This window comes from Chondromyces apiculatus DSM 436, assembly GCF_000601485.1.
GTDB lineage: Bacteria > Myxococcota_A > Polyangia > Polyangiales > Polyangiaceae > Chondromyces > Chondromyces apiculatus.
On the sequence record NZ_ASRX01000082.1, the window covers coordinates 1 to 24,665 of the forward strand.

Annotated in this window: 19 protein-coding genes; 14 read left to right on the forward strand and 5 right to left on the reverse strand. The window is 70.7% G+C overall.

Annotated elements, in window-relative coordinates:
* Positions 1 to 503: 503 nt before the first annotated feature.
* The 3 genes from CAP_RS36175 (at position 504) to CAP_RS36185 (ending at position 3,983) form a co-directional block, all read left to right on the forward strand.
* Positions 504 to 1,598, forward strand: a complete 1,095-nt coding sequence (locus CAP_RS36175; RefSeq protein ID WP_231511904.1) for a Hint domain-containing protein — start codon at positions 504 to 506, stop codon at positions 1,596 to 1,598.
* A 45-nt stretch (positions 1,599 to 1,643) separates the two neighbouring features.
* The gene (locus tag CAP_RS36180) at positions 1,644 to 2,444 is read left to right on the forward strand and encodes a hypothetical protein (protein WP_044249400.1); all 801 of its coding nucleotides are present in this window, start codon (positions 1,644 to 1,646) and stop codon (positions 2,442 to 2,444) included.
* Positions 2,445 to 2,648: 204 nt separating this feature from the next.
* The gene (locus tag CAP_RS36185; RefSeq protein WP_044249401.1) at positions 2,649 to 3,983 is read left to right on the forward strand and encodes an NHL repeat-containing protein; all 1,335 of its coding nucleotides are present in this window, start codon (positions 2,649 to 2,651) and stop codon (positions 3,981 to 3,983) included.
* A gap of 60 nt (positions 3,984 to 4,043) precedes the next feature.
* On the opposite strand, the gene CAP_RS36190 is transcribed toward CAP_RS36185, so the two are convergent.
* On the reverse strand, positions 4,044 to 4,856 hold the full coding sequence (locus CAP_RS36190) for an SMP-30/gluconolactonase/LRE family protein (RefSeq protein ID WP_156041463.1): 813 nt from the start codon (positions 4,854 to 4,856) through the stop codon (positions 4,044 to 4,046).
* Between the two features lie 721 nt (positions 4,857 to 5,577).
* On the opposite strand from CAP_RS36190, the gene CAP_RS36195 reads away from it, so the two are divergent.
* Together CAP_RS36195 and CAP_RS36200 are read left to right on the forward strand one after the other, a co-directional pair.
* Positions 5,578 to 6,840, forward strand: coding sequence for a sigma 54-interacting transcriptional regulator (locus CAP_RS36195; protein WP_231511905.1), 1,263 nt, complete (start codon positions 5,578 to 5,580; stop codon positions 6,838 to 6,840).
* A gap of 63 nt (positions 6,841 to 6,903) precedes the next feature.
* Positions 6,904 to 8,421: an L-serine ammonia-lyase gene (locus CAP_RS36200; RefSeq protein WP_044249406.1), complete on the forward strand. Its 1,518-nt coding sequence runs from the start codon at positions 6,904 to 6,906 to the stop codon at positions 8,419 to 8,421.
* Here the strand turns inward: CAP_RS36200 and CAP_RS36205 are convergent.
* Entirely contained in the window at positions 8,402 to 8,854 is a 453-nt protein-coding gene (locus tag CAP_RS36205; protein WP_081865622.1) for a nuclear transport factor 2 family protein, read from the reverse strand. The two genes, CAP_RS36200 and CAP_RS36205, sit on opposite strands and share 20 nt — an antisense overlap.
* A gap of 229 nt (positions 8,855 to 9,083) precedes the next feature.
* Between CAP_RS36205 and CAP_RS54450 the strand changes: the two genes are divergently transcribed.
* The 9 genes from CAP_RS54450 to CAP_RS46315 all read left to right on the forward strand — a co-directional run bounded on the left by CAP_RS54450 (position 9,084) and on the right by CAP_RS46315 (position 17,982).
* Positions 9,084 to 10,568, forward strand: a complete 1,485-nt coding sequence (locus CAP_RS54450; protein ID WP_081865623.1) for a PAS domain-containing protein — start codon at positions 9,084 to 9,086, stop codon at positions 10,566 to 10,568.
* Positions 10,569 to 10,644: 76 nt separating this feature from the next.
* A complete protein-coding gene (locus tag CAP_RS36220) occupies positions 10,645 to 11,376 on the forward strand; it encodes an AraC family transcriptional regulator (RefSeq protein WP_044249410.1) in 732 nt (243 codons plus the stop codon).
* 99 nt (positions 11,377 to 11,475) lie between these two features.
* Entirely contained in the window at positions 11,476 to 12,432 is a 957-nt protein-coding gene (locus tag CAP_RS36225; RefSeq protein ID WP_044249412.1) for a hypothetical protein, read from the forward strand.
* A gap of 314 nt (positions 12,433 to 12,746) precedes the next feature.
* Entirely contained in the window at positions 12,747 to 13,046 is a 300-nt protein-coding gene (locus tag CAP_RS36230; RefSeq protein ID WP_044249414.1) for a CsbD family protein, read from the forward strand.
* 187 nt (positions 13,047 to 13,233) lie between these two features.
* On the forward strand, positions 13,234 to 13,986 hold the full coding sequence (locus CAP_RS36235) for a hypothetical protein (RefSeq protein ID WP_231511906.1): 753 nt from the start codon (positions 13,234 to 13,236) through the stop codon (positions 13,984 to 13,986).
* 171 nt (positions 13,987 to 14,157) lie between these two features.
* Entirely contained in the window at positions 14,158 to 15,747 is a 1,590-nt protein-coding gene (locus CAP_RS36240) for a serine/threonine-protein kinase (RefSeq protein WP_044249417.1), read from the forward strand.
* Positions 15,748 to 15,943: 196 nt separating this feature from the next.
* Positions 15,944 to 16,525 (forward strand): superoxide dismutase family protein, encoded by a 582-nt coding sequence (locus CAP_RS52900; RefSeq protein ID WP_081865624.1) that lies wholly within the window; start codon positions 15,944 to 15,946, stop codon positions 16,523 to 16,525.
* A 153-nt stretch (positions 16,526 to 16,678) separates the two neighbouring features.
* Positions 16,679 to 17,248 carry a hypothetical protein gene (locus CAP_RS36250; RefSeq protein WP_044249419.1) on the forward strand — a complete coding sequence of 190 codons (570 nt, stop codon included), beginning with the start codon at positions 16,679 to 16,681 and terminating at the stop codon, positions 17,246 to 17,248.
* The gene (locus CAP_RS46315) at positions 17,245 to 17,982 is read left to right on the forward strand and encodes an STAS domain-containing protein (protein ID WP_156041464.1); all 738 of its coding nucleotides are present in this window, start codon (positions 17,245 to 17,247) and stop codon (positions 17,980 to 17,982) included. The genes CAP_RS36250 and CAP_RS46315 overlap by 4 nt, the downstream gene beginning before the upstream one ends.
* A 25-nt stretch (positions 17,983 to 18,007) precedes the next feature.
* Here the strand turns inward: CAP_RS46315 and CAP_RS36260 are convergent, their stop codons facing one another.
* The 3 genes from CAP_RS36260 to CAP_RS36270 are packed head-to-tail and all read right to left on the reverse strand — an operon-like array spanning position 18,008 to position 24,651.
* Positions 18,008 to 21,346: a fused MFS/spermidine synthase gene (locus tag CAP_RS36260; protein ID WP_052376609.1), complete on the reverse strand. Its 3,339-nt coding sequence runs from the start codon at positions 21,344 to 21,346 to the stop codon at positions 18,008 to 18,010.
* Positions 21,343 to 22,200 carry a PAS domain S-box protein gene (locus CAP_RS36265; protein ID WP_044249423.1) on the reverse strand — a complete coding sequence of 286 codons (858 nt, stop codon included), beginning with the start codon at positions 22,198 to 22,200 and terminating at the stop codon, positions 21,343 to 21,345. The genes CAP_RS36260 and CAP_RS36265 overlap by 4 nt, the downstream gene beginning before the upstream one ends.
* Entirely contained in the window at positions 22,201 to 24,651 is a 2,451-nt protein-coding gene (locus CAP_RS36270) for an IPT/TIG domain-containing protein (protein WP_044249425.1), read from the reverse strand.
* Positions 24,652 to 24,665 lie beyond the last annotated feature (14 nt).

Here is a 24,665-nt window from a genome sequence, read left to right on the forward strand (position 1 = left end):
GGTCGGACGATGGTGAGGAAGGGGTCGGCGGAGTCCAGAAAGCCGTGAGGGAGGCCACAGGTGTCCGGCTGGGATGCCGAATGTGGCCTGCTCGCGATGCCAATCCCGACCTCTCGGGGGAGGGAAGTCAGAGCCAGCGACAGGCCTGAGGGGGGCTGTACAAGGGTCACCGGAGAGCCGAGGTAGACATGCTCGGGGGTCCAGTAGGGCGTCTGGGGCGGGCGGGAGGAGGGCCGCGGGGGCTCGGGAGATGGGGTCATCCCGAGGCCAGGAAGGCTTCCAGCGCATCGACAGAGGCCGGCGCAGGGAGGGACCTGGCACGCCTCGCGTGCACAAGTCATTCGGTCGAGTTGTGCATGCCACCTGCCTGTTCAGGGGTGCGGGGAGGTCTGCCGCCGAGGCCAGCCAGCAGTCGGGGCCGTGGCATGGATGGTGAATCGGTTCCCGGAGGGCCGAGCGCGAGGTCGGCCTGGAGACTGAACGAACGACGTGGAGGTGACATCGTGCGACGTTCCCTGCCGCCTGCGTGCCTGTCGGTTGCCATGACCTGCGGAATGCTCTGGGCGCTCCCGGCGCCGGCATCGGCACAGGTCGAGTTCCTTCAGCGCTGCTCGCAGGACAGCCTCGATGCGTACCAGGCCGAGCAACGGATCAACTGGGCGCGGAGGTGTGCGCTCAACCTCCATACCTCCGGTCCGCAGGACTTCTTCGCGACCGGGGAACCCTATGCCGGAGGATCCGGTGGGCCCACGCTCTTCGACTACCTGGACGACCGGTATGCGAGCAGGAGCTATACCGGTTCGTACGAGCGCCTGATCAACACCCGGTATCGCTACAACCTGTTCTTGTCCTCCGGGGGTCCCACGACCCAGAGCCGCGATCCGCTCAATTCTTGGAAGTGGACGAAGAGCCTGAATTACAAGCGCCCTCGCCCGATGTACCCGACCTTCGGCAGCACGAACAACATCGCCACGGCGGTGTTGCTCAAGCCGAGCACCAACCCTGCCGACTGCAACTTATACGATGCGCAGGGGAGTGCCTCCGACACGTTTCACGTGCTCGGGTTCTGCACGGCGAGCTGCTACACGCCGGAGCAGAAGGTGCTCTTCCCCGAGGGTTACCAGAGCATCGTGGAGGCTGCCGATGCACGCCGGCCGACGATGATGACCCTCACCCCGGACGCCCTGCTGGGTGACATCCAGGTGATGGAGAACGACGTGCACAGCTACATCGCGGAGCTGCGCGATGGGGAGCACGTGATCTTCGAGATCCGCACCGCTTCGGGGGGCCTCTTGCGGCTCACGGACGAGCACCCCGTGGTCCTCGGGGGTGGCCAGCTCGCGCAGGCGCGCACGCTCCAGGTGGAGCAAGAGCTGATCCGCGAGGACGGCTCGCTGGACTCCATCGTGTCGGTCGACAAGACCACGCACCACGGCAAGGTCTACAACCTCCAGCCACAGACGACGGATCGGGTGTCGAACCTGCTGATCGCGCAGGGCTATGTCGTGGGATCGGCGCGCTTCCAGAACGACGACATCGGGTACATCAACAGGATCATCCTGGCAGGTGCCATCCCGGATGAGGTGATCCCTCGGTGAACCCCGGCGCCTGCTGACGGTGCTGCGACCGCAGGAGCAAAGGCAATGCAACCCTTTCTCAAGACAGGGCTGGGCGTGGGGCTACTCGTCCTCGCCACCGCCATCACGGCGCATGTCGTCGAGGCGCCGCGGGCGGCGCCAGAAGGCCATGGACGACGCGGACTGGATCCGAGGGCGTCGCGCGGCGCAGGCGCCAGGGCACCGGGCGTGACGGGCCAGCGTCTCGCGGGCGCCCCGGAGCAGCAAGCCGCCGCCTCGGGGGTGGACGGCGAGGCGACTGCGGCGGAGCGACGCCCTGCAGAGGACGTCGACGATGAAGGCGACAATGGCGCACTGCGCGCCGTGCTGGAGGGTGATGCCTGGCTGGCCAGCTACTGGGACTTCCGCAACCGCCCCCTGATGGGCGCGGACAGCCGCGCGAGCTACCGTGCGTTGCTGTCCGACCCGGAGATGCACGAGAAGGTGCGCCGGGATCTGCGGGATCCCGAGCCCACCGGGCCAGCCACCCAGCGCAACCTCCAGCAGCTCATGGAGATCGATTACCTCCGCGATGCGATTGCCTGGGACGACAATCCATTGAGGGAGGAATTGCTGGACCTGGTGGCAGCGATGATCACGGAGGACAACTTCGTGTCCGGGTCGGACGACGACATGCGGCGCACCAAGGCCGCGGTGAAGCGAGAGCTGTACGAGATGCTCGTCGAGGTGGATGCCGCCCGCGCTGCAGCGGTGGTCGACGATTGCCGGGGGACGAGGCTCGAAGGGCTGGTCGCGTTCCTCGCGGACGATGCGGCGCGGCGGAGGCGAACGACGTTCGACGTGGAGAGGAAGCCGGGCGGTGGATGAGAGGGTCGATGGTACCGCGCTGGCATAACCGGGCAGGTAATACGACGACGGGGGGCATGCCGCCGTTGAAGATGTCACGGGCAACGTGTTCGGGGGTCGCGGAACAGGCGCAGTGTCGGACCCTCTTTGGTGGTTGCAACAAGCGCCGCGTCGCGCGACGCTCGGGAGTCGATGCACATGGATCGATGTCGCTCATTAGGTGTCATGTTCCTTCTGTGGGGGTCGATCGATGAGTCCTGCAGCGTCGCTGACCTGACTGTCCCGACGGAGAGTTACTTCCAGGGCCTGAGCAACCCGTCGCCTCAAGGCATCCCGGGGCCGTTGGAGGGGAGCCCTTCGCTCTGCGCCAGGAGCTGGCAAGGTGACATCCTCACGGGGACCGCGCGCAGCGACGAGCTGCTGGCGATTGCGATCGACGAGCAAGGGCAGATCCTCGTCGCCGGCTACGAGAACGGTACGACCGGCGTGGCCAACGTCGAGCCGGTGGGCGATGCGCAGGGCGTGGTGCGCAAGTACTCCGCGCGAGGTCAGCTCCTCTGGGAGCACCGCATCGACACCGCGGGTGCGGAGACCGTGGAGGATCTGGTGCTCGGCAGGGGGGGCGCGGACATTCACGTGCTCGGGCGCACGACGGGGGCGCTGGGGAGCTTCACCAACCAGGGGCAGTTCGACGTGTTCGTCAGGACGCTCGATGCCCACGGCAAGGAGCAGCAAACGTTTCAGATGGGCGATGAGCGGCCTCAGCACCCCACGAAGATGGCGCTCGACGCGACGGGGGCCCTGACCATTGCCGGCTACGATGACCTTTACGTGATCGGGAACTACGTCGCTGCGTTCGAGGACGCCTTCGTGCTCCGACTGGCCCCCGATGCCGCGGGTGGGACAGGCCAGGGGCTGCACGAGGACTGGTGGTATCGCTACCAGACGGAGGGCCCTGATCTCCTGCTCGGAGCGGCCGTGGATCCGGCAGGGACCATCTTCGTCGCCGGCATTCATGGCGACCCCACCCCGGGAGGGGCGAGGGTCCGGATGGTGGGGAACGACGGCACGCCCGGCTGGACTCACGACGTCTCTCCCATCCGGGACGACGTGGCGTATTCGGTGGCGCTGTCGCCTGCTGGGGATCTCTATGTTTCGGGAGCGACCTTTCTCCAGCTCGGCGACCAGCAATTCGGCAATCAGGACATGTTCGTGGCCAAGCTCGACAAGGACACGGGGGACGTCGCCTGGATCGCCCAGGAGGGATGGGAAGACTCTGAATTCCCGACGGCCATGACCTTCGACGCAGAGGGCAACGTCTACGTGGCGGGCACCACGTTCGGGGGAGAGGACATGGGCATCTTTGCCATGAAGCTCAGCCCGTCGGGGGCCCTCCTGGACACCTGGAGGCGAGATTCGGCACAGGACGAAGAGATCTGGGGGGCCGCCGTCGATGCTTGCGGGCGCCTCTTCGTGGTGGGTTACACCCAAGGAGAGCTGATCCCGGGTACGCCGAACCTGGGCAAGCGCGACGCATTCCTCATCAAGACGGACCTGTAGGGCCCAGCTCCGGCGTGGTGCAGGTCGTGCGCGGCGTGTATCGGCGCGTATCGGCGCGTATCAGCGCGCGACACGCATCAGCGTGCCATCGCCAGCGTTGTGCCAGTAGACGTGGGTCGCATCGAGCGCGATGGCAGAGGGCAGCGCTTGATCGACGGCGAGGGAGAGGGGCTCTCCTCCGGCGGTGGGAATGCGGCGGATGGTCCCATCCTCGTCGGTCGAGTAGAGGTAGGCGCCGCCGAGCACGAAGCTATGCGGGGACACGGGAGGCTCGGTGAGGGGCACGAGGGGGCCACCCGCGAGGGTGTCGTGCCTCATGATGCCGACGTTGTCGATCCAGTAGACGTGGCTCTCGTCGACCGCAATGGCGCGGGGGGCAGGGCACTCCGTGGCGATGGGTTCAGGGAGGGCGTCGCCGTCGAGGGGGGAGCGCAGGATGGCGCCACCGTCCTGGTTGACCCAGTAGACATGGTGGTCGCCCACGGCGAGGCCGAAGGCGCCGACCTGTGACGAGGCGATGTGCTCCAGGGGGCCTCCACTCCGGGGAATGCGGAGGACCTCGCCGACTTCATAGGTGGTCCAGTAGGCAAACCCACCGGCGAGAGCGAGGGCATAGGCGCTCGGCTGGTTCGTGGCGAGGACCGAGGTCACGCCGGAGGTCAGGTCGAGCGCGACGATCTCCGCGGCGACGCTGTCGGTCCAGCAGAGGGTGTCGCCTTCGACGGCGAGCGCGTGAGGCGCAGGGGAAGTGGCGTGATCGGTCCTGGCGCCGCCACTCGAAGGGATGGAGGAGACGCGGCCAGGGGAGGCTTCGGTCCAGAAGAGCGCGCCATGGGTCACCGCGAGCGCGCGCAGGGTCCCGAGGCCTGTCATGAGGAGCTCGGGCGCGCATAAGGCGTCGGCGCAGGTCTGTCCGGAGCAATCGTGCTCGCACGCGCCGCAGTGCTGCGGGTCGGTGCGTAGGTCGACACACCCGCCAGCGCAGCGAGGGCGGTGAGAGGGACAGGTGCATTGCGCGTCGACGCAGATCTCACCCGTCCCGCACGCGGAGCCGCAGGCGCCACAATGCAGGGGGTCACCGGAGAGGTCGGTGCAGGTGCCATCGCACGCGTGCCATCCTGGCTGGCAAGCCTCGGGCGCGCCCGGATCCGGCGCGCTCGCGGTGCTGGAGATGCTGAATTCATCCAGGCCAGTGATGGCCTGACAGGCTGCGAACCCGAGAAGACACAGCGCGGCAGCCAGGTGTCGCGCGACGAGGACGAGGTCATTGTCGGTAGCCATCGCAACCTCCATGGGGGCGCGCAGGGCGGCGGGACGGTGCCGCGCTTCGCACCATGAGATGTCAGGGACCCTGGAAGAAGCTGTCCATGGTCCTCAATGAGTGCGTGCGGTGAGTGCAAGGACGGGGCCGGCGAGGGGCCACGCCAGAGACTTCACCGCGCCCGAGAAGGGCGGCTACGATGGTAGCATGGACTCCCTCCGCAGGGCGTGGATGGCCCCCTTATCCCTGGAGGTGCACGCTGTCGCTTCGGGCACGGCTGCGGCTGCGGCTGCGGGCGCGCTGGCCCGCCATCCGCTTCCTGCTTCTGGACAGGTGTCCATCGGGAGGGACGAAGGGAACGACATCCGCCTCGGAGACCCTGGCGTGTCGGGGCGGCACGTCATTCTGCACCTGGGACCCACGCTGAAGGCCGAGGATCTCGGGAGCCGCGGGGGGACGAGGGTGCTGCGGCGCTACGAGGAGGCGGGGATGGAGGAAGGCCCCGAGATCCTGCTGAGGAACGAGCAGCGCGAGGAGCTGTACCCGGGGGATGCCATCCGTGTTGGAGACACGCTGCTCGTCCTGAAGACGCGGGCGCAGGAGGTGCCGCCGCCGTCAGGACGGAAGGTGCGCGGGGCGATGCCGCTGGTGGTCGTGGCGCCGAGTATGCGCAAGCTGTACGAGCGGGTGGCGCGGGTGGCGCGGGGGGAGATCTGCGTGCTCATTCTCGGGGAGACCGGGGTGGGCAAGGAGGTCATGGCGAGCGCGGTGCACACCCAGTCTCCGCGGGTGGGCAAGCCATTCGTGTCCATCAATTGCGCGGAGCTGGCGGCGTCGCTGCTCGAAAGCGAGCTGTTCGGCCATGAGGCGGGGGCATTCACGGGGGCGCTGCGGGCGAAGCCAGGGCTCATTGAAATGGCAGACGGGGGGACGGTGTTCCTCGACGAGGTGGGCGAGCTGCACCCGAGCCTGCAGGTGAAGCTCCTGCGGGTGCTGGAGGAGCGGAAGGTGCGGCGGGTGGGCGGGGTGCGGACGCGCGATGTCGACGTCCGGTTCGTCTCGGCGACGAACCGCGATCTGAGGGGCGAAGTGACGCGAGGGGCGTTCCGGCAGGATCTGTTCTTCCGGCTGGAGGGGGTCTCCCTGCGGATCCCACCCTTGCGGGAGAGGACCGAGGAGATTGCTTCGCTGGCGCGCGCGTTCGCGCATCGGTGCGCCGAGCAGCTCGGACTCGCCGCGGCGCCGGAGCTGTCGGAGGAGGCGATTGCAGCGCTCGAGCGCCATGCGTGGCCGGGGAACATCCGCGAGCTGCGGAACGTGGTCGAGCGCGCGATCATGCTGAGCACCGGCACCACGGTTCAGCCGGAGCACCTGGAGATCGGGGACCAGGGCGCGCCACCGGCCTCCGCGGGGTCGCGGCCGGAGGGCCTGCAGCTTCGCCTGGACGATCGCGAGGCGGATCGGGCCCGGATCCTGGAGGCGCTGATCGCGTGTGCGTTCAACCAGACGCGCACGGCCGGGAGGCTGGGGATGTCGCGGCGGACGCTGATCAACCGGATCGAGGAGTACCGGATCACGCGCCCGAAGAAGCATTGACGCGTCGTGGCGCGAGGTCGGCGCGCGCTTCTCGGGAGAGGGCGCGCTATCCTCCGCGGCCGCATGACCATCAGTGTCTTCGATCTCTTCAAAATCGGCATCGGTCCCAGCAGTTCTCACACCGTGGGGCCGATGCGCGCGGCGCGGTCGTTCGCGCTGGCCGTGGAGGGGGCGGGGCTGCTGGAGGGGTGCGCGGCGGTGCGGAGCGAGCTGTTCGGGTCGCTGGGGGCGACGGGGCGCGGGCACGGCAGCGACAAGGCGGTGCTGCTCGGGTTGCTGGGAGAGACGCCGGACGGGGTGGATGTCGAGCAGGTGGACGTGCTGGTGGGGGAGGTGCGCAAGAGCGGGCGGCTGCGGCTGCTCGGGAAGCGGGAGGTGGCGTTCAAGGAGGGGGCGCACCTGCAGCTCGTGCGGCGGAGCTTGCCGCACCACCCGAACGGGATGCGGTTCACGGCGCTGGATGGGGCGGGGGAGCCGTTGATGTCGCGCGTCTACTACTCGGTGGGCGGGGGGTTCGTGGTCGACGATCCCGAGCCCGCGGCCGTGGCGGCTGGAGAGGAGGCGCCGCGTCAGGAGGCGCCGCGCCGTCCTTCCCGGCCGCCGCCGGGGCTCCTCGGGGCACAGGCAGCGACGGGGGCGCAGGGCGGGAGGCAAGCGGGGCGACCGTCGTCGTCGCCATTTCCGTATCCATTCACCACAGGGGCCCAGCTCCTTTCGCGGTGCACGGCGGCGGGGGTGTCGATCAGCCAGCTCATGATGGAGAATGAGAAGATCTATCGCTCGGAGGCGGAGATCCGGGCGGGGCTCGCGCGCATCTGGCAGGTGATGCAGGAGTGCGTGCGCCGGGGGTGCCGGACGGAGGGCATCTTGCCGGGGGGGCTCAAGGTGCAGCGGCGCGCGCCGGCGCTGTACAGGAAGCTCACCGAGAACCCGGAGGCGGGGCTGCGCGATCCGCTCACGGCGCTCGACTGGGTGAGCCTGTATGCGCTGGCGGTGAGCGAGGAGAACGCGGGAGGCGGGCGGGTGGTGACGGCGCCGACCAACGGGGCGGCGGGGATCATCCCGGCGGTGCTCCATTACTACCGGCGCTTCGTGCCCAGCGCGACCGACGAGGGGGTGCAGCGGTTCTTGCTCACGGCGGCGGCGATCGGGGTGCTCTACAAGGAGAATGCGTCGATCAGCGGCGCGGAGGTCGGCTGTCAGGGGGAGGTGGGCTCGGCCTGCTCGATGGCGGCGGGGGCGCTGTGCGAGGTGCTCGGTGGGTCGCCGGCGCAGGCGGAGAACGCGGCGGAGATCGCGATGGAGCACAACCTCGGGCTGACCTGCGACCCCATCGGGGGGCTGGTGCAGGTGCCCTGTATCGAGCGCAATGCAATGGCGGCGATCAAGGCCATCAATGCAGCGCGGATGGCGCTGCACGGCGACGGGCAGCACTTCGTCAGCCTCGACAAGGTGATCCGGACCATGCGGATCACCGGCGCCGACATGAAGGACAAGTACAAGGAGACGGCGCGCGGGGGGCTCGCGGCGCGGTTCGTGGAAGCCGCGCCCGACGTCAGCGTCAGCCTGCCGGAGTGCTGAGGGGATTGTGGGGTGAGGGGGGAGGATCCGGGTCGAGGTAAGCCTTGCTGACCGCCGAGAGATCCTTGATCACCAGCACACTCTTGATTCTGTCCCAGCGGAAGCTATAGACGGACGCCCAGGCGGTGGAGAATGCCTCTCCGGTCCTGCGCACGCGCAGAGATTCGGCGCCGAGGACCACCACCTTGTCCTCGCCAGCGAGGTAATCGTGGACCTCGACCGTGAGCTGCTCGACCACCTCCCGCAGGGTCCGGAAGTAGCCCATGACGGCTTCTTTTCCCCGGAATGTGCCGCTGATGGGCGTGCCCGCGGGGATGGTGAGCGTGAGCGACACGTCGTCCGTGAGGCTCTCCAGGAGGCCTCCTGCCGATCCAGTGGCAGCATAGTCCCCGTAGATACGCCGCAATAAGGAGATGTTATCGTCAGCGCCCATCCATGTTCTCCTCGTGTGCTGTGTCACCGAGAAGACAGCGGCGTGGGTGCGGTGTCAAGCGCACCTGGTGTGCATAGCGTGTGGACGGAGATTACATTTGGGCGTGAGTCGCCTCACCTGACGTCCAACTTCAGAGGGAAACCGTGTCTCTGCACAAATGATTCATTTTGTTTTCTCGTCACGCGTCATTGAGAGGTGAGCCTACTCTGCATCGTGGAGGAACCTCCTGATGACCAGTGCGCCCGTTCGAGAGAGGTCGACGCGCTCAGTGGAGTTCAATGAGACGACGCTCACCTGGGATCCCGAGAGCGGTTTGCTCGGTTATCACGGCCGGCGGTCGACGATGTTCTGGCTGGATCCCTCGCTGTCCCAGCTCCTTGCGCCGCTCGCGGAGGAGCTCGGGGTGCCGCTGTTCCGCCTCACCGTGGCGTACCACGCGAGCCTGGGGGCCAAGGACGATCACCGCCTGAGCATTGCGGACGGGGGCGGGGCGTCCTTCGCGGAGGTGCTGGAGACCTGGGGGCACTCGGTGGAGGTGTGCGGCTGGGGGCGCTTCGAGCTGGAGTGGTTCGACGAGGAGACGGGCCGCGCCAGCGTGCGGGTGCACAACCCCTGGGAGCTGGCAGTGCAGGCGTCGGCGAAGGAGAGGTGGGGGTGCCCGTTCCTGTTCGGGAAGCTCGTGGGGCTCTACTCGCGGGTGATGGGCGCGAACGGCTGGGCCGACGAGACGGTGGGGGTCCGCGAGGACGGTACGCCGGTGGTGGACTTCCTGCTGTACCGCTCGGACCGGACCATCCAGGACGACCTGGAGGCGCTGCGGCGGGAGCACGACGAGGAGGCGCGTCAGCCCCTGCGGGAGAAGCTCCAGGAGCTGTGGGAGAGCAAGGAGCGGCAGCGGGCGGTGCTCGCGTCCCTCGGGGAGGTGGTGCTCACCCTGGACCTGGAAGGGCAGCTCACGGGGCTCCACGTGCCGCCCGACCAGGCGCCCTTCCACCCGTCGCCCAAGGCAGCCGTGGGGCGCTCGCTGGAGGAGGCGCTGCCCTGGAACGTGGCCGTGGCGCTGCGGGGAGCCTTCGAGCACGTGCTCCGCGGGGAGGCGCCGGCGCCGGTGAGCTACGAGATCGAGCACGAGGAGGGGTGCCGGGGCTACAGCGCCAAGCTGACCGCGCTCCACGACGCCACGGGGAAGGTCGCGGGGGTGACGGTGCTGGCCCGGGACCTGACCGAGCGGCTGCGCACCGAGCACGCGCTGGAGGCGCAGCTCGCGGTGATCGCGCGGCAGCAGGAGGCGATCCGGGCGCTGTCGACGCCGGTCCTGCAGGTCTGGGAGGGGGTGGTGGCGCTGCCGATCATCGGGGTCGTGGACGATCGGCGCGCCGCCGACATCACCGCCGCGCTGCTGGAGACGGTCTCGCGCACCCAGGCGCGCTGCGCGATCCTGGACGTCACCGGGGTCGACTCCATCGACGCGCGCACGGCCGATCATTTCACCAGGATCCGGAGGGCCGTGACCCTGCTCGGGGCGGAGTGCGTGGTCTGCGGGATACGCCCCGCCGTGGCCCAGGCGATGGTGGAGACCAGCGCGGGGGGCTCGCCGGACGTGGGGGCAGCGGCGCGGAACTTCTCGACGATGCAGGCTGCGCTCCAGGCGGTCATCGGCCAGCGCCGGGAGTGGGCCGCGGCCCAGGCGCAGCCCCGGCCAGCGCGGCGGTGAGCGGCGAGGAGCGGCGAGGAGCGGCGAGGAGCGGCGAGGAGCGGCGGGGGACCGGGGATCGCGGTAGAACGTCCGGGTGACGTACGCAGAGCGCCTCCCTTCTCCGGACCTCGGCCGCTTCGTGCGGTGCGTGTGGGCCCACGAGGAGGTGTCCCGGAGCGGTGAGCCCTTCCGCGTGCTGCCGGATGGGTGCGTCGACGTGGTGTGGAACGGGGTGTCGCTGAGGGTCGCCGGTCCCGACACGGGGCCGGTGCTGGAGGCCTTGCCCGCGGGGGCTCCGGTGAGCGGGGTCCGGTTCCATCCAGGAGCCGCGCCTGCGCTCCTGGGGGTGCCTGCGTCGGCGATCCGGGACGCGCGGGTCTCGCTGGAGTCGCTGTGGGGAGGGGATGCGGTCCGGCTGGCCGAGGCGCTCTCGGAGGCAGGGTCGGTGGAGGAGAGGGCTTCGCTGCTGGAGCAGGCGATGGCAGGTCGCGCGGTCCGGGCGGGCGCGCCGGATCCGCTGGTGGGGGCGCTGGTGCGGCGGCTCGCGCAGGGAGGGCAGGGGAGCCTCGACGGGCTCGCCAGCGAGCTGGGGGTGAGCACGCGGCAGCTCCTGCGCCGCTGCACGGCGGCGGTGGGGTACGGGCCGAAGGTGCTCGAACGGGTGCTGCGGTTCCAGGAGGCGATGCGCAGGATGCAGGCGGAGCCCGAGGTGCCCCTGGCGCGGCTCGCAGTGGCGGTGGGCTACGCCGATCAGGCCCACCTGGCCCACGAGACCATGGCCCTCGGGGGGCTGACGCCCGCGGCACTGCGGGAGAGGGTGCGCTGAGGGACTCCAAGGGGAGCGCTGGGTGCGCTGGGGGCGCTGGGTGTAGGGGATGTCCGATTTCGACAAGATGGCCGGGGGCGGCCGCTGCATGCTCCGGCCATGCGAGAGGTCGATCTGGCTGCCTTCGAGGCGGCCGAGCGGTTCGTGTGGCTGTCGGGGCGGTTGCTCGAACGGCTGCGGTTTGCGCGCCTGTTCCGCGGAGGGGAGGGCGCGCGCGTGGTGCAGGCGCTGCGGCCCTACCAGAATGCCGATGGCGGCTTCGGGGAGGCGATCGAGCCCGATTTCCGGGGGCCGGTGAGCCAGCCCCTCTGCGTGGAGGCGGCGCTGCGGGTGCTCGACGAGGTGGGGAGCTTGCAGGACCCGATGGTGGAGGCCGCGCTCGGCTACCTCGGAGGCCTGGTGGCGGCGGATGGCGGGATTCCCAACGTGCTGTCCGACGTGCCGCGCTATCCCCATGCGCCATGGTGGGCGCCCGCGGAGGGCGTGCTGCCGGGGTGTCTGCTGCCGACGGCGAGCCTCGTGGGCCTGCTGCACAAGCACGGGGTGACGGCGCCATGGGTCGCGCGCGCGACGGCGTTCTGCTGGGAGGCCATCGAGGCGATGCCGGGCCGGGTGGCGGCGGCGGCGGCGGCGAAGGAGAGGGTGCCGCTCCTGCAGATCGCTTACGAGAGCCGCGCGGCCCTGGTGTTCCTCGATCACGCGCCGGAGCGGGCGCGGGCCGCGCAGGCGGCGCAGAGGCTCGGGGAGGTCTTGCTGGAGCCGGGCGGGATCGTCGCCCTGGAGGCGCAGGCTGGGGGGCACGCCGGGGAGGTGATGATGCCCCTGGAGTTTGCGCCGCACCCTGGGTGCCTCGCGCGGCGGTGGTTCGACGAGCGGCTGATCGAGGCGCACCTCGACGCGCTCGTGGGGGAGCAGGCGGAGGACGGGGGGTGGACGGTGGGCTGGGCGGCGTGGACTCCGGCGGCAGGGCTGGAGTGGCGGGCGATCCAGACCCTGGAGCGCCTCAAGGTGCTCGCTGCCCATGGCCGCTTGAAGGTCCCGGCAGCCATCAGGTGAGCTGGCGGCACCCGGGGCGGATGAAGCGTGGGTGACCCCTTGCCAACCCCCGGGGGTTGCCCGAGGGAGATCCAGGTGACCTGCGGGTTCGGCGGGTAAAAGCGACACAGAGGCGGAGGCGATGGGCAGCGACTGCTCCCCTGGAGGCGCAGGCAGGGGCAGGCGTGGGGGTGGAGTGTCCCAGGCGCAGCCACGTATCGTCGGCACGGCCGTTGCTGCTGTCGCTGCTGTCCCTGATGCGCGCTTCCCGGCAAGTACTCTCGGTGAAGCGCCCGTTCACGCGCTGGTGAATCACCACCGCAGAGGAGAATGCGATGAGCAACGAGAGCAATCGTGCCGAGGGTGCTGCCGAGGAGCTCGGGGGCAAGATCAAGAAGGGCATCGGCGCCCTCATCGGCAACGAGCAGATGGAGGCCGAGGGCAAGGCCAAGGAGCTGAAGGGCGAGGCCAAGCAGGAGGCCGCCAAGGCCGCCGAGCGCGCCCAGGGCAAGACCGAGGAGGTGGTGGGGGCCATCAAGAACCGCGTGGGTGCCCTCATCGACAACGAGCAGATGCAGGCCGAGGGCAAGGCCAAGGAGCTGAAGGGCGAGGCGCGCCAGAAGGCGAACGAGTAACGCCACGCGGCGCGGCACCGCGTCACGCAGTACGCCGTAAGGCGCTGGCTCGGGGCGGGTCCTGAAAAGGGCTCGCCCCGTTCGTCATTTCCCTGCTCCCCATGACCTCGGGATCGGCGCGAACGGGTGAGACCGGCGTGAGGTCGGGTGTTGGGGTATCCTGGAACGTCCGAAGAAGGAGGCCCAGGTGCAGGAACAGACGATCGCCGGGTGGTGCGGAGAGTTCATGCGGGGATTGCCCGAGAAGCCGAGCTTCGGCCGGGAAGACGCGATCCTCCAGGCGGTGCGCGACGCGCGCACCACACAGACCACCTGGGTCGAGGTGGTGAGCAAGCACAAGGAGCACGAGCTGGTGCTCTTCGTGAGCGCCGACGCGCTGCGGGTCGGCGATGAGCAGGGCTCGGTGCGGGTGAGCGTGAGCGCCCGGACGGCGCAGCGGATCGCGGACCTGCTCGGGTGCGTGCTGCCGACGACGAAGGTGTGCGATCTGATCTGGGAGCAGGCGGCGGTGAAGCTGAAGCCCTGCATCCAGAAGCCCGACGGAGCGATGGGCTACACCTCGCGGATGATCCAGCACCACACCAAGGTGGAGGCGGCCTACGCGGGGCGGCAGGGGCTCATCGAGAACGTGGGCAAGCACTGGGTACTCACCAACCGGCTGGCAGGGACGCGCAACGTGTCGGCGAACTACGGCTGGTACGACGAGGCGGCGCCGCGCAAGTTCGGGGCGCACAAGATGTGGCAGACCCTCGGTCTGGCGCACAACCTGGACCACGTCGATTACTCGCAGGTGATGCGGCTCGTGCAGCGGTGCTGCCTGGTGAACGGCGAGGAGCGCGACCTGACCGAGGTGATGGTCGACCGCACCCTCGCGCCGCTCGTCTCGTCGGAGGGGCCGCTGCGCTTCACGCGGCTGCCCGGCGTGAAGGCGGAGGCATGACGCGTCGTCCGCGGCGTCGTTCGCGACGGCGTCATCGTCCTGGACCATCGCCAGGTCGGCCGCGTCGGACGCGTCGGACGCGTCGGACGCCGTCGACGTGCCTTGCCGTTCGGTGTCTGCACGGTATCGTTCCAGCGGGATGAGGGGGCACGGTCGAGGGGAGCTTGGGCGATGCTGGTGACCCCGGGGGCCGTCATCGGAGAGAAGTACCGCGTCGAGCGGCTGCTCTCGCGCGGCGGCATGGGCTCCGTCTGGGAGGCCAAGCACGTGGTGCTGGGCCTGCCGGTCGCGCTCAAGCTGATGCACGAGGGGCTTTCGACCTCGCCGGACTCGGTGACGCGCTTCGAGCGTGAGGCGCGCATCGCCGCGAAGCTGCGCAGCCCCCACGTGGTGCACGTCGTCGATTACGGGATCGACGCGGACATGCCTTACCTGGTGATGGAGCTGCTGGAGGGCGAGGATCTCGGGGCGCGGCTCGATCGCGTCCGCCGGCTCTCGCTCCAGGAAGCGGTGGGGATCTTCGCCCAGGTGGCGAGGGCCATCCGGAGGGCGCACGACGCCGGCCTGGTCCACCGCGACCTGAAGCCCGCCAACGTGTTCCTGGCGCGGACCGAGGAGGAAGGAGAGATCGTCAAGATCCTCGACTTCGGGATCGTCAAGGACACCCTCGGTCAGGTGCTCGGGAAGGTGACGCGCCCCGGAGAGCTTCTGGGCTCGCCGCACTACATGAGCCCGGAGCAGGTCCGCGGCGAGGAGGTCGACCACCGCAGCGACCTCTGGGCGCTGGGCGTGATCCTGTTCCGGATGCTCACGGGAGAGCTGCCCTTCGGGGGTGAGCAGCTCGGGATGGTGCTCTCCAAGATCCTCACCGGTCCTTGCCCGCGGGCGACACAGATCGTCGGGGATCTGCCGGCGCCTCTCGATGGCTTCTTCGAGCGCGCGCTCTCGCGCGACCGCGCGCAGCGGTTCCAGTCGCTCGGGGAGATGATCGAGGCGCTCGAGCAGATCGCCGGGGGACCCCTGTCGCTCCGGGCGAGCCGCTCGTACGCGTCACGGGACCTCGCGTTCGCGGTGACGGGCGTGGGATCGACCGGCGGTGCGCGCGGGAGCGAGGAGCGCGGGCGTGGGAGCGAGGAGCGCGGGCGCGGGAGCGAGGAGCGCGGGCGTGGGAGCGAGGAGCGCGGGCGTGGGAGCGAGGAGCGCGGGCGTGGGAGCGAGGAGCGCGGGCGTGGGAGCGAGGGGAGCGCGCGGGGAGACGAGGGGAGCGCGCGCGGGAGCGAGGGGAGCGCGCGGGGAGACGAGGGTCAGCGGGAGAACAGGGCTGTCGAGGCGAAGCCGCACAAGCGCGCGCGCCATGTCCTGGCGCTCGGCGGAGCCGGCCTGGTGATGCTGCTGGGCGGCGCGGTGTTCGCTGCTCTGGCGCACGAACGAAAGCACCTGGATCTCGATGCCACGGCAGAGGGCACGTCGAGCGCGGAAGGTCCACCCAGCACCGCAAGGCAGGTGCCGCGACAGCAACCCGCGGGCGTGGTGAACCCTTTGGTGACTGCCGCGATCGCCGCGACCGAGCCAGCGCCCTCTCCCGAGGCGGTGGTGCAGCGTGCGCCGGAGAACGCCTCGACCCCGCGCGCGCTCGCCCCTGCCAGCAGCGGAGCGGCGCCACCAAAGCCTTCGACGTCTTCCAGGGCCCGCCCCGTGCGCGCGGCCTCGTCGGCGCCGCAGCTCTCCCGGAAGCGCATCAATCCCAGCGAGATCCAGTGAGCTTCGTACCGAAGCCGCGTCGAACGCCGTAGGGCGTGACCCGATGCGCCATCGCTGGTGATCGGCCCATGGCCCTTGAAGGCTGCGCGCACGTAACTGCGTCGGTTTGTCGCCATCCCAGGGGCGATCCATTGCGGAGCGCGGCCCTGGCCCCATGAACCCAGCGATCATCTGGATCGAACCTGGGAGGAGACTCATGCGTGGTTCCTTGAAGTGTCTCGGTGCTGGGCTGTCGGCGTTGCTCCTCGTGGTGGGGACTGCGGCGTGCGATGACGATGGCGATGGGGGATCGGGAGGAAGCGGCGGCAGCGGCGGCGATGGAGGAGGTGGCAGCTCGGGCGTGAGCAGCGCGAGCGCCGAGATCGGGGCGCTGGAGGCCAGCGGCGTGAGCGGCACGGCCATGTTCAGCCTGTCGGGGGCCGAGGTGACCGTGGTGGTGACCCTCATGGGGGCGCCTCCCGGGGAGCACGGCCTTCACATCCACCAGAACGGGGTGTGCGACGGCGACGGGACCTCCGCAGGGGATCACTGGAATCCGGAGATGCACGAGCACGGACAGCCGGGCGAGGAGATGTCTCACCTCGGTGACCTCGGGAACATCACCATCGGCGCCGACGGGAACGGCTCTCTGACCTACCGGTCGACGCAGTGGACCCTGGGCGATGGGGCCGCGACCGACGTGATCGGTCACGCGATCATCCTGCACGCAGCCCCCGACGACTTCGGCCAGCCCTCGGGCAACGCCGGGGCGCGCATCGGGTGCGGCGTCATCAAATAGGGCCGTGGTGCCGCGCCCCGTCGACGCGGGGCGTGCGCGGCGCTGCACGGATGGGCGCGCTGTACAGGCGCGCCGCACCGCCGTGTCCGACATGGCCGGGGCGGTTCTCCGGCGCGATCTTGACTTGCGCGTGGTGGCGCGGAAGATGACCTCATGGTCAGGTTCCTGCGCCGCGCTCCGCTCATACTGACCCCGTTGCCGCCGCCGCCGCCGGAGGTGACGGAAGGCATGGTGCTGAACCAGGGATTCCTCTTCACCCTGTTGAGCACCGTGGCCGCTCCGGAGCTGAGCGCGGAGACGCTCGACGCGCTCCGGGCCATCGATCCGGAGTGCTGGTACGACGGGCAGCACATGGAGACGATCCTGAACGAGCTCGAGGATCGCGATCCGGAGCTCCCGAAGCTGATGGGGCAGAGCATCTATTTCATGCTGCGCCCCGAGCTGGAGAAATCGGGCATCACGAGCTGCGTGCAGATGATCGAGCAGCTCCCCGCCTTCTGGAAGTTCGCGGTCCGCGGCGGCCGCGGCGAGTTCCGCTCCACCATGCTCGGCCCAGGCGCGGCCCGGGTGGAGATGGAGCAGCCGTTCAACTGCCACTTCGAGGAGGGGGCACTGCAAGGGCTGCTCGACTCGTGGGAGGTGCGCGACGTGAGCATCACCCACGCGCCCTGCATGCGCGATGGGGCGCGGTGCTGCGTGCTCGACGTGCGGTGGTCGGGATGATGGCGAACGAGGCACCGGGGGGCGGTGGCAGCGTGGAGGGCTCGCTCACGAGCCGGCTGTCCGCCGAGGAGCTGGAGATGGTCCGCAGCATCGGGACCGGGCTGCTCCGGGTGCTGCAGGGACGCTACGACGACATCGCCCAGATCGCGCGGCGGGACGAGCTGGGGATCCTCGCCAACATGGTCGAGCGGGTGGCCAAGTCGCTGAAGGCAGCGAAGGAGAAGGAGAACACCCACCGCCAGGTGCTGGAGGAGAAGATCCGGGAGCTCGAGGACGCGCGGGCGCAGCAGGAGGATCTGCTGGCGTTGATCCGGCAGCTCTCGTGCCCGGTGCTCTACGTGGAGCGCGGCGTGCTGCTCGTCCCGCTCATCGGGGACGTGGACGCGGCGCGGGCGGAGCTGGTGACCACGGCGCTGCTCGGGCGCGCCGCAGAGATGGGTGCGGACACGGTGATCCTGGACGTGACGGGGGTGCCGAGGCTCCACGGCCAGGTCGCGCACGTGATCGAGCGCGCGGCGCAGGCGGCGCGCCTCCTCGGAGCACGCGCCATCGTGTGCGGCCTGTCGCCCGAGAGCGCGCGGGAAGCGGTGGCGCAAGGCCTGGACTTCGCGGGGCTGACACCCTGCAGCACGCTGGCCTCGGCGCTGGAGATGGCGCGGAGCTGGCGGCACGTGCGGCATGCGCGCCCCGGCGAGGCGCCCGTGTCCCAGGCGGTGCCCTCGTCACGCCGCTGAGACACGGTCGACGTCACCTCGCCGTCTACAGACAGAAGAGCCAGCCGCGCAGGTCGTGGCAGGCATCGAAGCGGTCGAGATCGCGGGCTGCGTCGCGGGCGAGCGGGTGGTTCCAGCGGGCGTAGCAGGTGCGCCGCGCGTCGAGCTGCTCGCGATCCCAGGGGGGGTGAGGCTCCAGCGCGGCGAAGGCGGCCACGCAGAGGTCGTGCTCGGCCTGGGAGCGGGCGATGGCGACGCGGGTGAGCTTGCGGGATTGCTCGAGCACCAGCACGGAGAAAGGCTGCTCCAGCGCGTCGAACAGGAGCCTGGCCACCGGATCGGGTGAAACGCCTGGCTGCCCTGGCGGCGCCGCGGTGGCCATGTCCGTGGCGAGCGTGAGCGCGCGGCCGATCACGGAGGTGGAGGGCCAGGGGTCCGCGCGCAGGCCGGTGAAGACCTGCGCGAGCTGGGTCGCCGCCCTGGCCCGGTCGCCCTTGCGGAAGGTGAGGCGGGCGCGGTGGGCGCCGGCTTCGAGGGGGTGGGTGCGTTCGAGCGCGGCGATGATCGGGAGGGCGGCGTCATCGCCGGCATTGGCGAGGCCCTCGGCGACGAGGGAGCGCTCGTTGATGCTCAGGGGAGCCCGCTCCTGGAACTGCCACTTCGCGAGCGCCCCGTCGATGTTGCCGGCCACCCAGTTGACGGCCGCCTGCGCGCGCACCTCCTGATCGGGGGCGAGGTTCTCGGGGACCTCGGGCTCGGTGCCGTCGCCCGCGATCTGGAAGAGCCGCTCCTCTTCGACGCGCGCCCAGTCCACGTCGTCGTGGAGCAGCACGGGGCGGTGGGACCCGTCCTTGCGCAGGGGCGTGAAGAGGTCGTCGACGCTGCTGAAGTGGCCCACGTGGCGGGCGAAGCCGAACTCGACCTGGTTGCGGTCGTCGGTGTTCACCGCCTGGCCCGGGCGCGCCATGAATGCAGAGGCGAAGGCGGGAGGCGCGAGGTGGTGGGCGAGGAAGCCCTCCAGGCTCTCCGTGCGCCACGCGAGCGCGAGGGCGTCACGGTAGGGCTGCTCCGCGAGGCGGGCGCGCAGGGCGCGGGCGTCGTGCCGGGGCGGCTCCATCGAGCCGACGAGCAAGAGGTCGTGCCAGCCGATGTACCAGGTCTCCACGTGGGGGAAGACCGATCCGAGGGTGGCATAGAGCGTCTGCAGGGTGCCTGCGTCGATCTCGTAGGCCTGCACCCACTGCAGGAACAGCCCGCCCTGGTTGAGCCGGCTCCGGGCGGCCTCGTAGTACTCGCGGGTGAAGAGGCTGGCGACGCCGGCGCGGTAGGGGTTGGAGGGCTCGGAGAAGATGACGTCGTAGCGGGCAGGGACGGTGAGGAGGATCTCGCGCGCGTCGCCCACGAGCATGCGCAGGCGCGGGTTGCGGAGGGCGTCGTGGTTCACGGGGGCACAGCGCGCGCCGATCTCGCGCATGGCGGGCTCCAGCTCGGCGACGTCGACGCGGGTGATGGAAGGGACGGCGGCGAGCCAGCCCGCGGAGCTGCCGGTGCCGAAGCCGATGACCATGGCGCTCTCGGGCGCGGGGTGGAGCGCGGCGCCGAGGAGGCCACCCATGACCTGGGTGGAGGCGTCGCCGCGGGCGTTGCCGTCGACCTTGCCGTTCACGACCATGGCCAGGCCGTCGGTGGCATCGAGGGCGACGCTGCTCTCCCGGCCTTCGGTCTCCCAGACGATCACCTCGCGGGCGCTCTGGAGGAAGGAGCGGGCGAAGGCCGGTGTGCTCAGGTAGACCGCGTCGACCCGCCCCGCGCCGATGGGGCTGTGGCGGAAGGCGGCGGTGGGGCCGTCGGCCGCGAGGGCGAGGAGCGCGAGGGCCATGAGGAGGGGCGCGGCGAGGGGGAGGCGGCGCCACGCGCGCCCATGCGCCGGGCGGAGGTCATCGCTGCTGGCGCGGAGGCACGCGCGCGCCGGGTACAGCCACGCGGCGAGGCCCATCAGCACCAGCGCGACCACCACGGCGCGCCACGAGCCGACCGCATTGAGGCCCGGCAGGAGGATGAAGCCGCCGAGGAGCGAGCCAGCCATCGCGCCGAGCGTGTTGCAGGCGGCGGCCGTGCCCACGTGGCGCCCGACCTGCTCGCGGCCAGCGCCGAGCAGGGCGATGAGCAGCGGGTACTGCACGCCGGCCACGAGCGCGGCGGGCAGGATGACGATGGCGGTGATGGCGAACCAGCCAGGGAGGTAGTGGGTGAGGGGCGCGCCGGCGTCGGGGCGGACCGCGAGGGCCAGAAGCGCGATGCGGTCACCGAGCGCGAAAGGGATGGCCAGGCCGAGGGCCTCGATGGCGCAGGTGAGGGCGAGCCCACCTGACGTGGCGCGCGCGCGGCGCGGCGTGGCGCCGTAGGCGAGGCCTCCGAGGCCGATGCCGAGCAGCGCGACCGCGAGGATGAGCCCGAAGGTGTAGACGGTGCCGCCGAGGAGAGGCCCCAGCATCCGGTACCAGACGAGCTCCATCCAGAAGAAGACGAAGCCCGAGAGCGCGGCGAAGGCGAGGACGAAGCGGGAGGGCAGGGGAGGGGCTTCGGCGGGAGAGGGAGCGGCCTCCGGGACCGGGACCGGCACTGGCGCAGGCACGGGCGGAGGCGCAGGTTCGGTGGAGGGAGGGGTCGGGACGTTCGCAGGGGCCTGCGCGTGCGGCGCGCGCGCTGCGTGCTGCATGGTGGAGGTGCGCGAGGGTGTGGAGAGGGCCCACGCGAGCAGCGCGACCACGGCGTTGGCGGCGCAGGCGGCCCACAGGGTGCGTCGCGTGCCCAGGGCCTCCAGGAGGCCGAAGGTGGCGCTGGTGCAGCCGACCACGGCCCCCAGGGTGTTCGCCGCGTAGAGCAGCCCCACCACGCGGCGGCGCGCGTCCGACGCGGGCGCGACGCTGCGGACCGCGGCGGGCAGGGTGCCGCCCATGAGCACGGTGGGCGCGCCGAGCACCAGGGCCGCGAGCAGCAGGCGGAGGAGGGTGCCGGCGCCCATGCCGAGGTGGAAGGTGCCGCCCACGCTGCGGTAGGCGGCGCGCGCGAGGTCGAACAGGGGAGGGGAGATCGCGGCGAGGGCAGCGATCGCGAGCTCCAGGGCGGCGTAGAGGCGGAGGGGGCGCGGGTGCGCGTCGGCGCGCTTGCCGAGCAGCAGGCTGCCAGCGCCGGTGCCTCCGATGAAGATGGCGAGCACGGCGGCGGAGGCCGCGGTCGACGAGCCGAAGATCAGGCGGAACTCGCGCTGCCAGGCGATCTGGTAGACGAGCGCCGCCGCGCCCGAGCCGAAGAGCAAGGCCGCGCTCACGGCGAGGGTGAGGGCAGAGGCGACGCTGCGGCCCGGGCGCAGGGGAGCCCTCAACCGCGGCGCCCGACCTGCGCCCCGGAGCGGGCGGCGGTGAGGGCGAAGGCGAGGGCCGCGCGCAGCGTCCCGAAGCTCTGCACCTCCAGCGCGACGCCGTGCTCGGTGAGCAGGCGCGCCAGGCCCGGGCCCATGCCCGACACCAGGCAGGTCGCGCCGAGGAGCCGGACGGCGCGCACGAGCTGGCCGAGGTGACCGGCGATGGAGGCGTCCAGGGACTCGGCGCCCGTGAGGTCGAGGATGGTGTAGGCCGCTGTTCGATCCACGATCGCCGCGAGGACGGCCTCGGTCATGCGCGCGGCGCGTCCGGTGTCGAGCGCGCCGAGGATGGGCACGGCGACGATGCCCTGCCACAGGTCGAGCACGGGCGTGGAGAGCTGGTCGATGGTGGCTGCCTGCGCGCGCTCGCGCTGCCGCAAGGCTTGCTCGGCCTGGTGGCGCTCGGTGACGTCGAACACGAGCGAGGTGACGCCGATGATCCTCCCGTCGCTGTCGGCGAGGACCGCGTTGTGCCACTCGCAGACGATGACGCGCCCGTCCTTGCGGATGTTCTCGTTGACGGTGCTGGTCGTGAGCCGCTGCGCGACGATGCTGTCCCAGTAGGTCTGGATGTGGGGCTTCAGGTCTTCGCCGACGACCAACTCCGGCCCGAACTTCCCGAGCGCTTCGTCGCGCGAGTAGCCGAAGATGCGCTCGGTCGTGGCGTTCCACTCGGTGACCTTGAAGTTCCCATCCCACTCGATGACGCCGACGGGCGCCTGACGGTACAGGAGCGCGAGCTTCCGCTGGGCGTGCTGGAGCTCCTCCTCCAACCCCCGGATCACGTCGTCCCGATCATCATTGCTGGGCAGCATCTAGCCTCGATACCGCGCGTCGTACTGAAAGGCACGTCTGGAAGATGCTTCTTTGCCGTCAGGATTGCGCACCACGACGTCGACCATCTGTCCGTCCGATCCAGGCGGCGTCGTGGCGTCGATCGTGGTGGCGTTCACCACCTTGACGCGCCCGGCCGGCTTGCCGCCGATGAGTATCTTGCTGTCTGCGCTGAAGCCCTTGCCACTGATGCTCAGCTCCGTCCCGCCGTCCACGGTGCCCCGGTTCGGGGCCACGGACTCGATGACCGGCGGGGGGGCTGCCTCGTACCGGAAAGCGCTCTTGGCGACGGTGTGACCCGCCTCGGGCGAGGTGATCTCCACGTCGACGAAGCCCGCTTCCCGGGAGGCGGGGGTGACGATCTCGATCTGGGTGGCGGACCGCACCACGACCCGGCTGGGGGGTTGCTTGCCGACCCGCACGGACACGTTCGAGGTGAAGTGCTCGCCCTCGATGACCGCCCGCGTGCCACCGGAGAGAGGGCCGGTGCGGGGGGTGACCCCGGTGATCCGGGGAGCCGGTCGCTCGACGTACGTGAACCCGTCTTCCCGTCGTACCAGGACGCCGCTGCCGTCGAGGAGATCGATGGCGACCACGCCGGGCTGCGCGCGCGGCGGTAGCTCGATGACGAGCTCGTTGCGGCTGACGACCTGCGCGCTCACCCGGATCTCGCCGATCCGGACCACCGTCGCCTCGTCGAAGTTGTCGCCGTGCAGGTGGATCTCCTGCCCTCCGCCGAGGAAGCCCTGAGCCGGGCGCACCTCGATCAGCTTGGGCGGCGCTGGCGGCAGCTCGTACGTGAACGCCCCCGGCGCACGCGCGATCTGCCCGTCGGGGTTCTCGATCTCCACGTCCACCGCGCCGGGCTGCTCCACGGGCGGCACGATGAGGTCCACCGTGTTGGCGTTGCGCCAGGTGGTCGCTGCGGCCTGACCCCCGATGCGGCCCACGCACCCGGACTCCAGGTCCTTGCCGGTGACGGTGATGCGCTTCGTGCCACCGAGGTAGCCGCGATCCGGCGACACCGCGAAGAGCCGGGGGTTGCCGAGGCGGTAGGAGAAGCCCTGAGGCGCGGCGCACGAGAGCCCATCGGGGTTGGTCAGCCTCACCTCGCCCCGCAGCGGCCCCTCGTCCTGCGCGGGGGTGACGAACCACACCCGCGTCGCGCTCTCGAACCGCACCTCCGGCGAGCGGGTGCCGTAGAACGAGACGACGCACCCTTGCTCGAAGCCGGTGCCCTCGATGAGCACCTCGGTCCCTCCCCGAGGGGGGCCTTCGGCGGGCAGGAGGTGGGCGATCTCGGGGCCGCTCGCATACAGGACGGCGCCCGCGACACCCTGCCCGTCGGGGTTCTCCACCTCGATGGGGCAAGGGCCAGGGGCACGCGGCGGTGCGTTCACCTCGATGAGCCCCGTGTCGATCCGCCGCGCATCACACACTGCCCCCCCGAAGCGGATCTTGCAGCCGTCGGCGAAGTTGGCGCCGAGGAGCCTGAGCGTCCCGCCGAACTGGGAAGACAGCTTGTCCGGCCTGACCGAGACGATGAGCGGCGCCGGGGCGCCCACGTGCTCCGGCGGCGCCGGCACCATGCTGGGGCTGCCGGCGTCGCCCTCACGCTCATCCCCCTCGCCTGCGTTCTCGCCTGCGTTCTCGCCCGCGTTCTCGCCTGCGTTCTCGCCCGCGCGTCCGGCCTCGGGCGCGTCCGCGCCTGTGCTGGCCGCGCCCTCCTCCTGCTTCGACCCTTGCTGCGTCACCTCGACCTCCTTGCGCGTGCTCCCGTCGTCGGTCGCCGCGGACTCCGCCGTGGTCGAGGCCTGCGCCGCGAGGTCCTCCGCCGCCTGGGCCGTCGCCCCCGGCAGGGTGTCCTTCTCGCCGGCTCCCGGGGCCATGTCAGGCAGCGCTCCCGGGGCGGCGAACGGCATGTCCGCCACCGCGCCCGCGGGTGCGAGGCGTACGGACGCCACCGCGGTGACCTCGGCTCCGGAGGCGCTTCTCTCTGCAACGCCGGGCACGCCGGGCACGCCGGGCGCTCCCGCTCGCGCCTCTCCGGCGTCGAGGGAGGCCCCTGCCTCGACGGGCGGCGCCTGCTCCAGCGCCACGGAGCGCCCTTCGGGATCGCGGATCCAGGCGCGGCGTTTGCCGTCGACCTCCTCGTCCCGATGCAGGTCGATCCCGCGGTGCTCGAGCCTCCGCACGAGCGCGCCGAGGTCGTCCACGAGGAACAGCAGCGCGGCATCTCGCGCCCCCTCGCCGAGCGGCTCCGCGCTGCCCTCCAGGACGAGGCGCGGCCCGCTCTCGGAGCCCACGCGCGCTTCGAAGCGGCGCGCTCCCGCGCGCGTGAATGTCACCCCAAGGAGGCGTCCGTAGAACGTGCTGAGCGCCTCGGGGTCGTTCGCATAGAGGACGAAGGCACCAACGCCATGGATCCGCATGCCACACCTTTCAT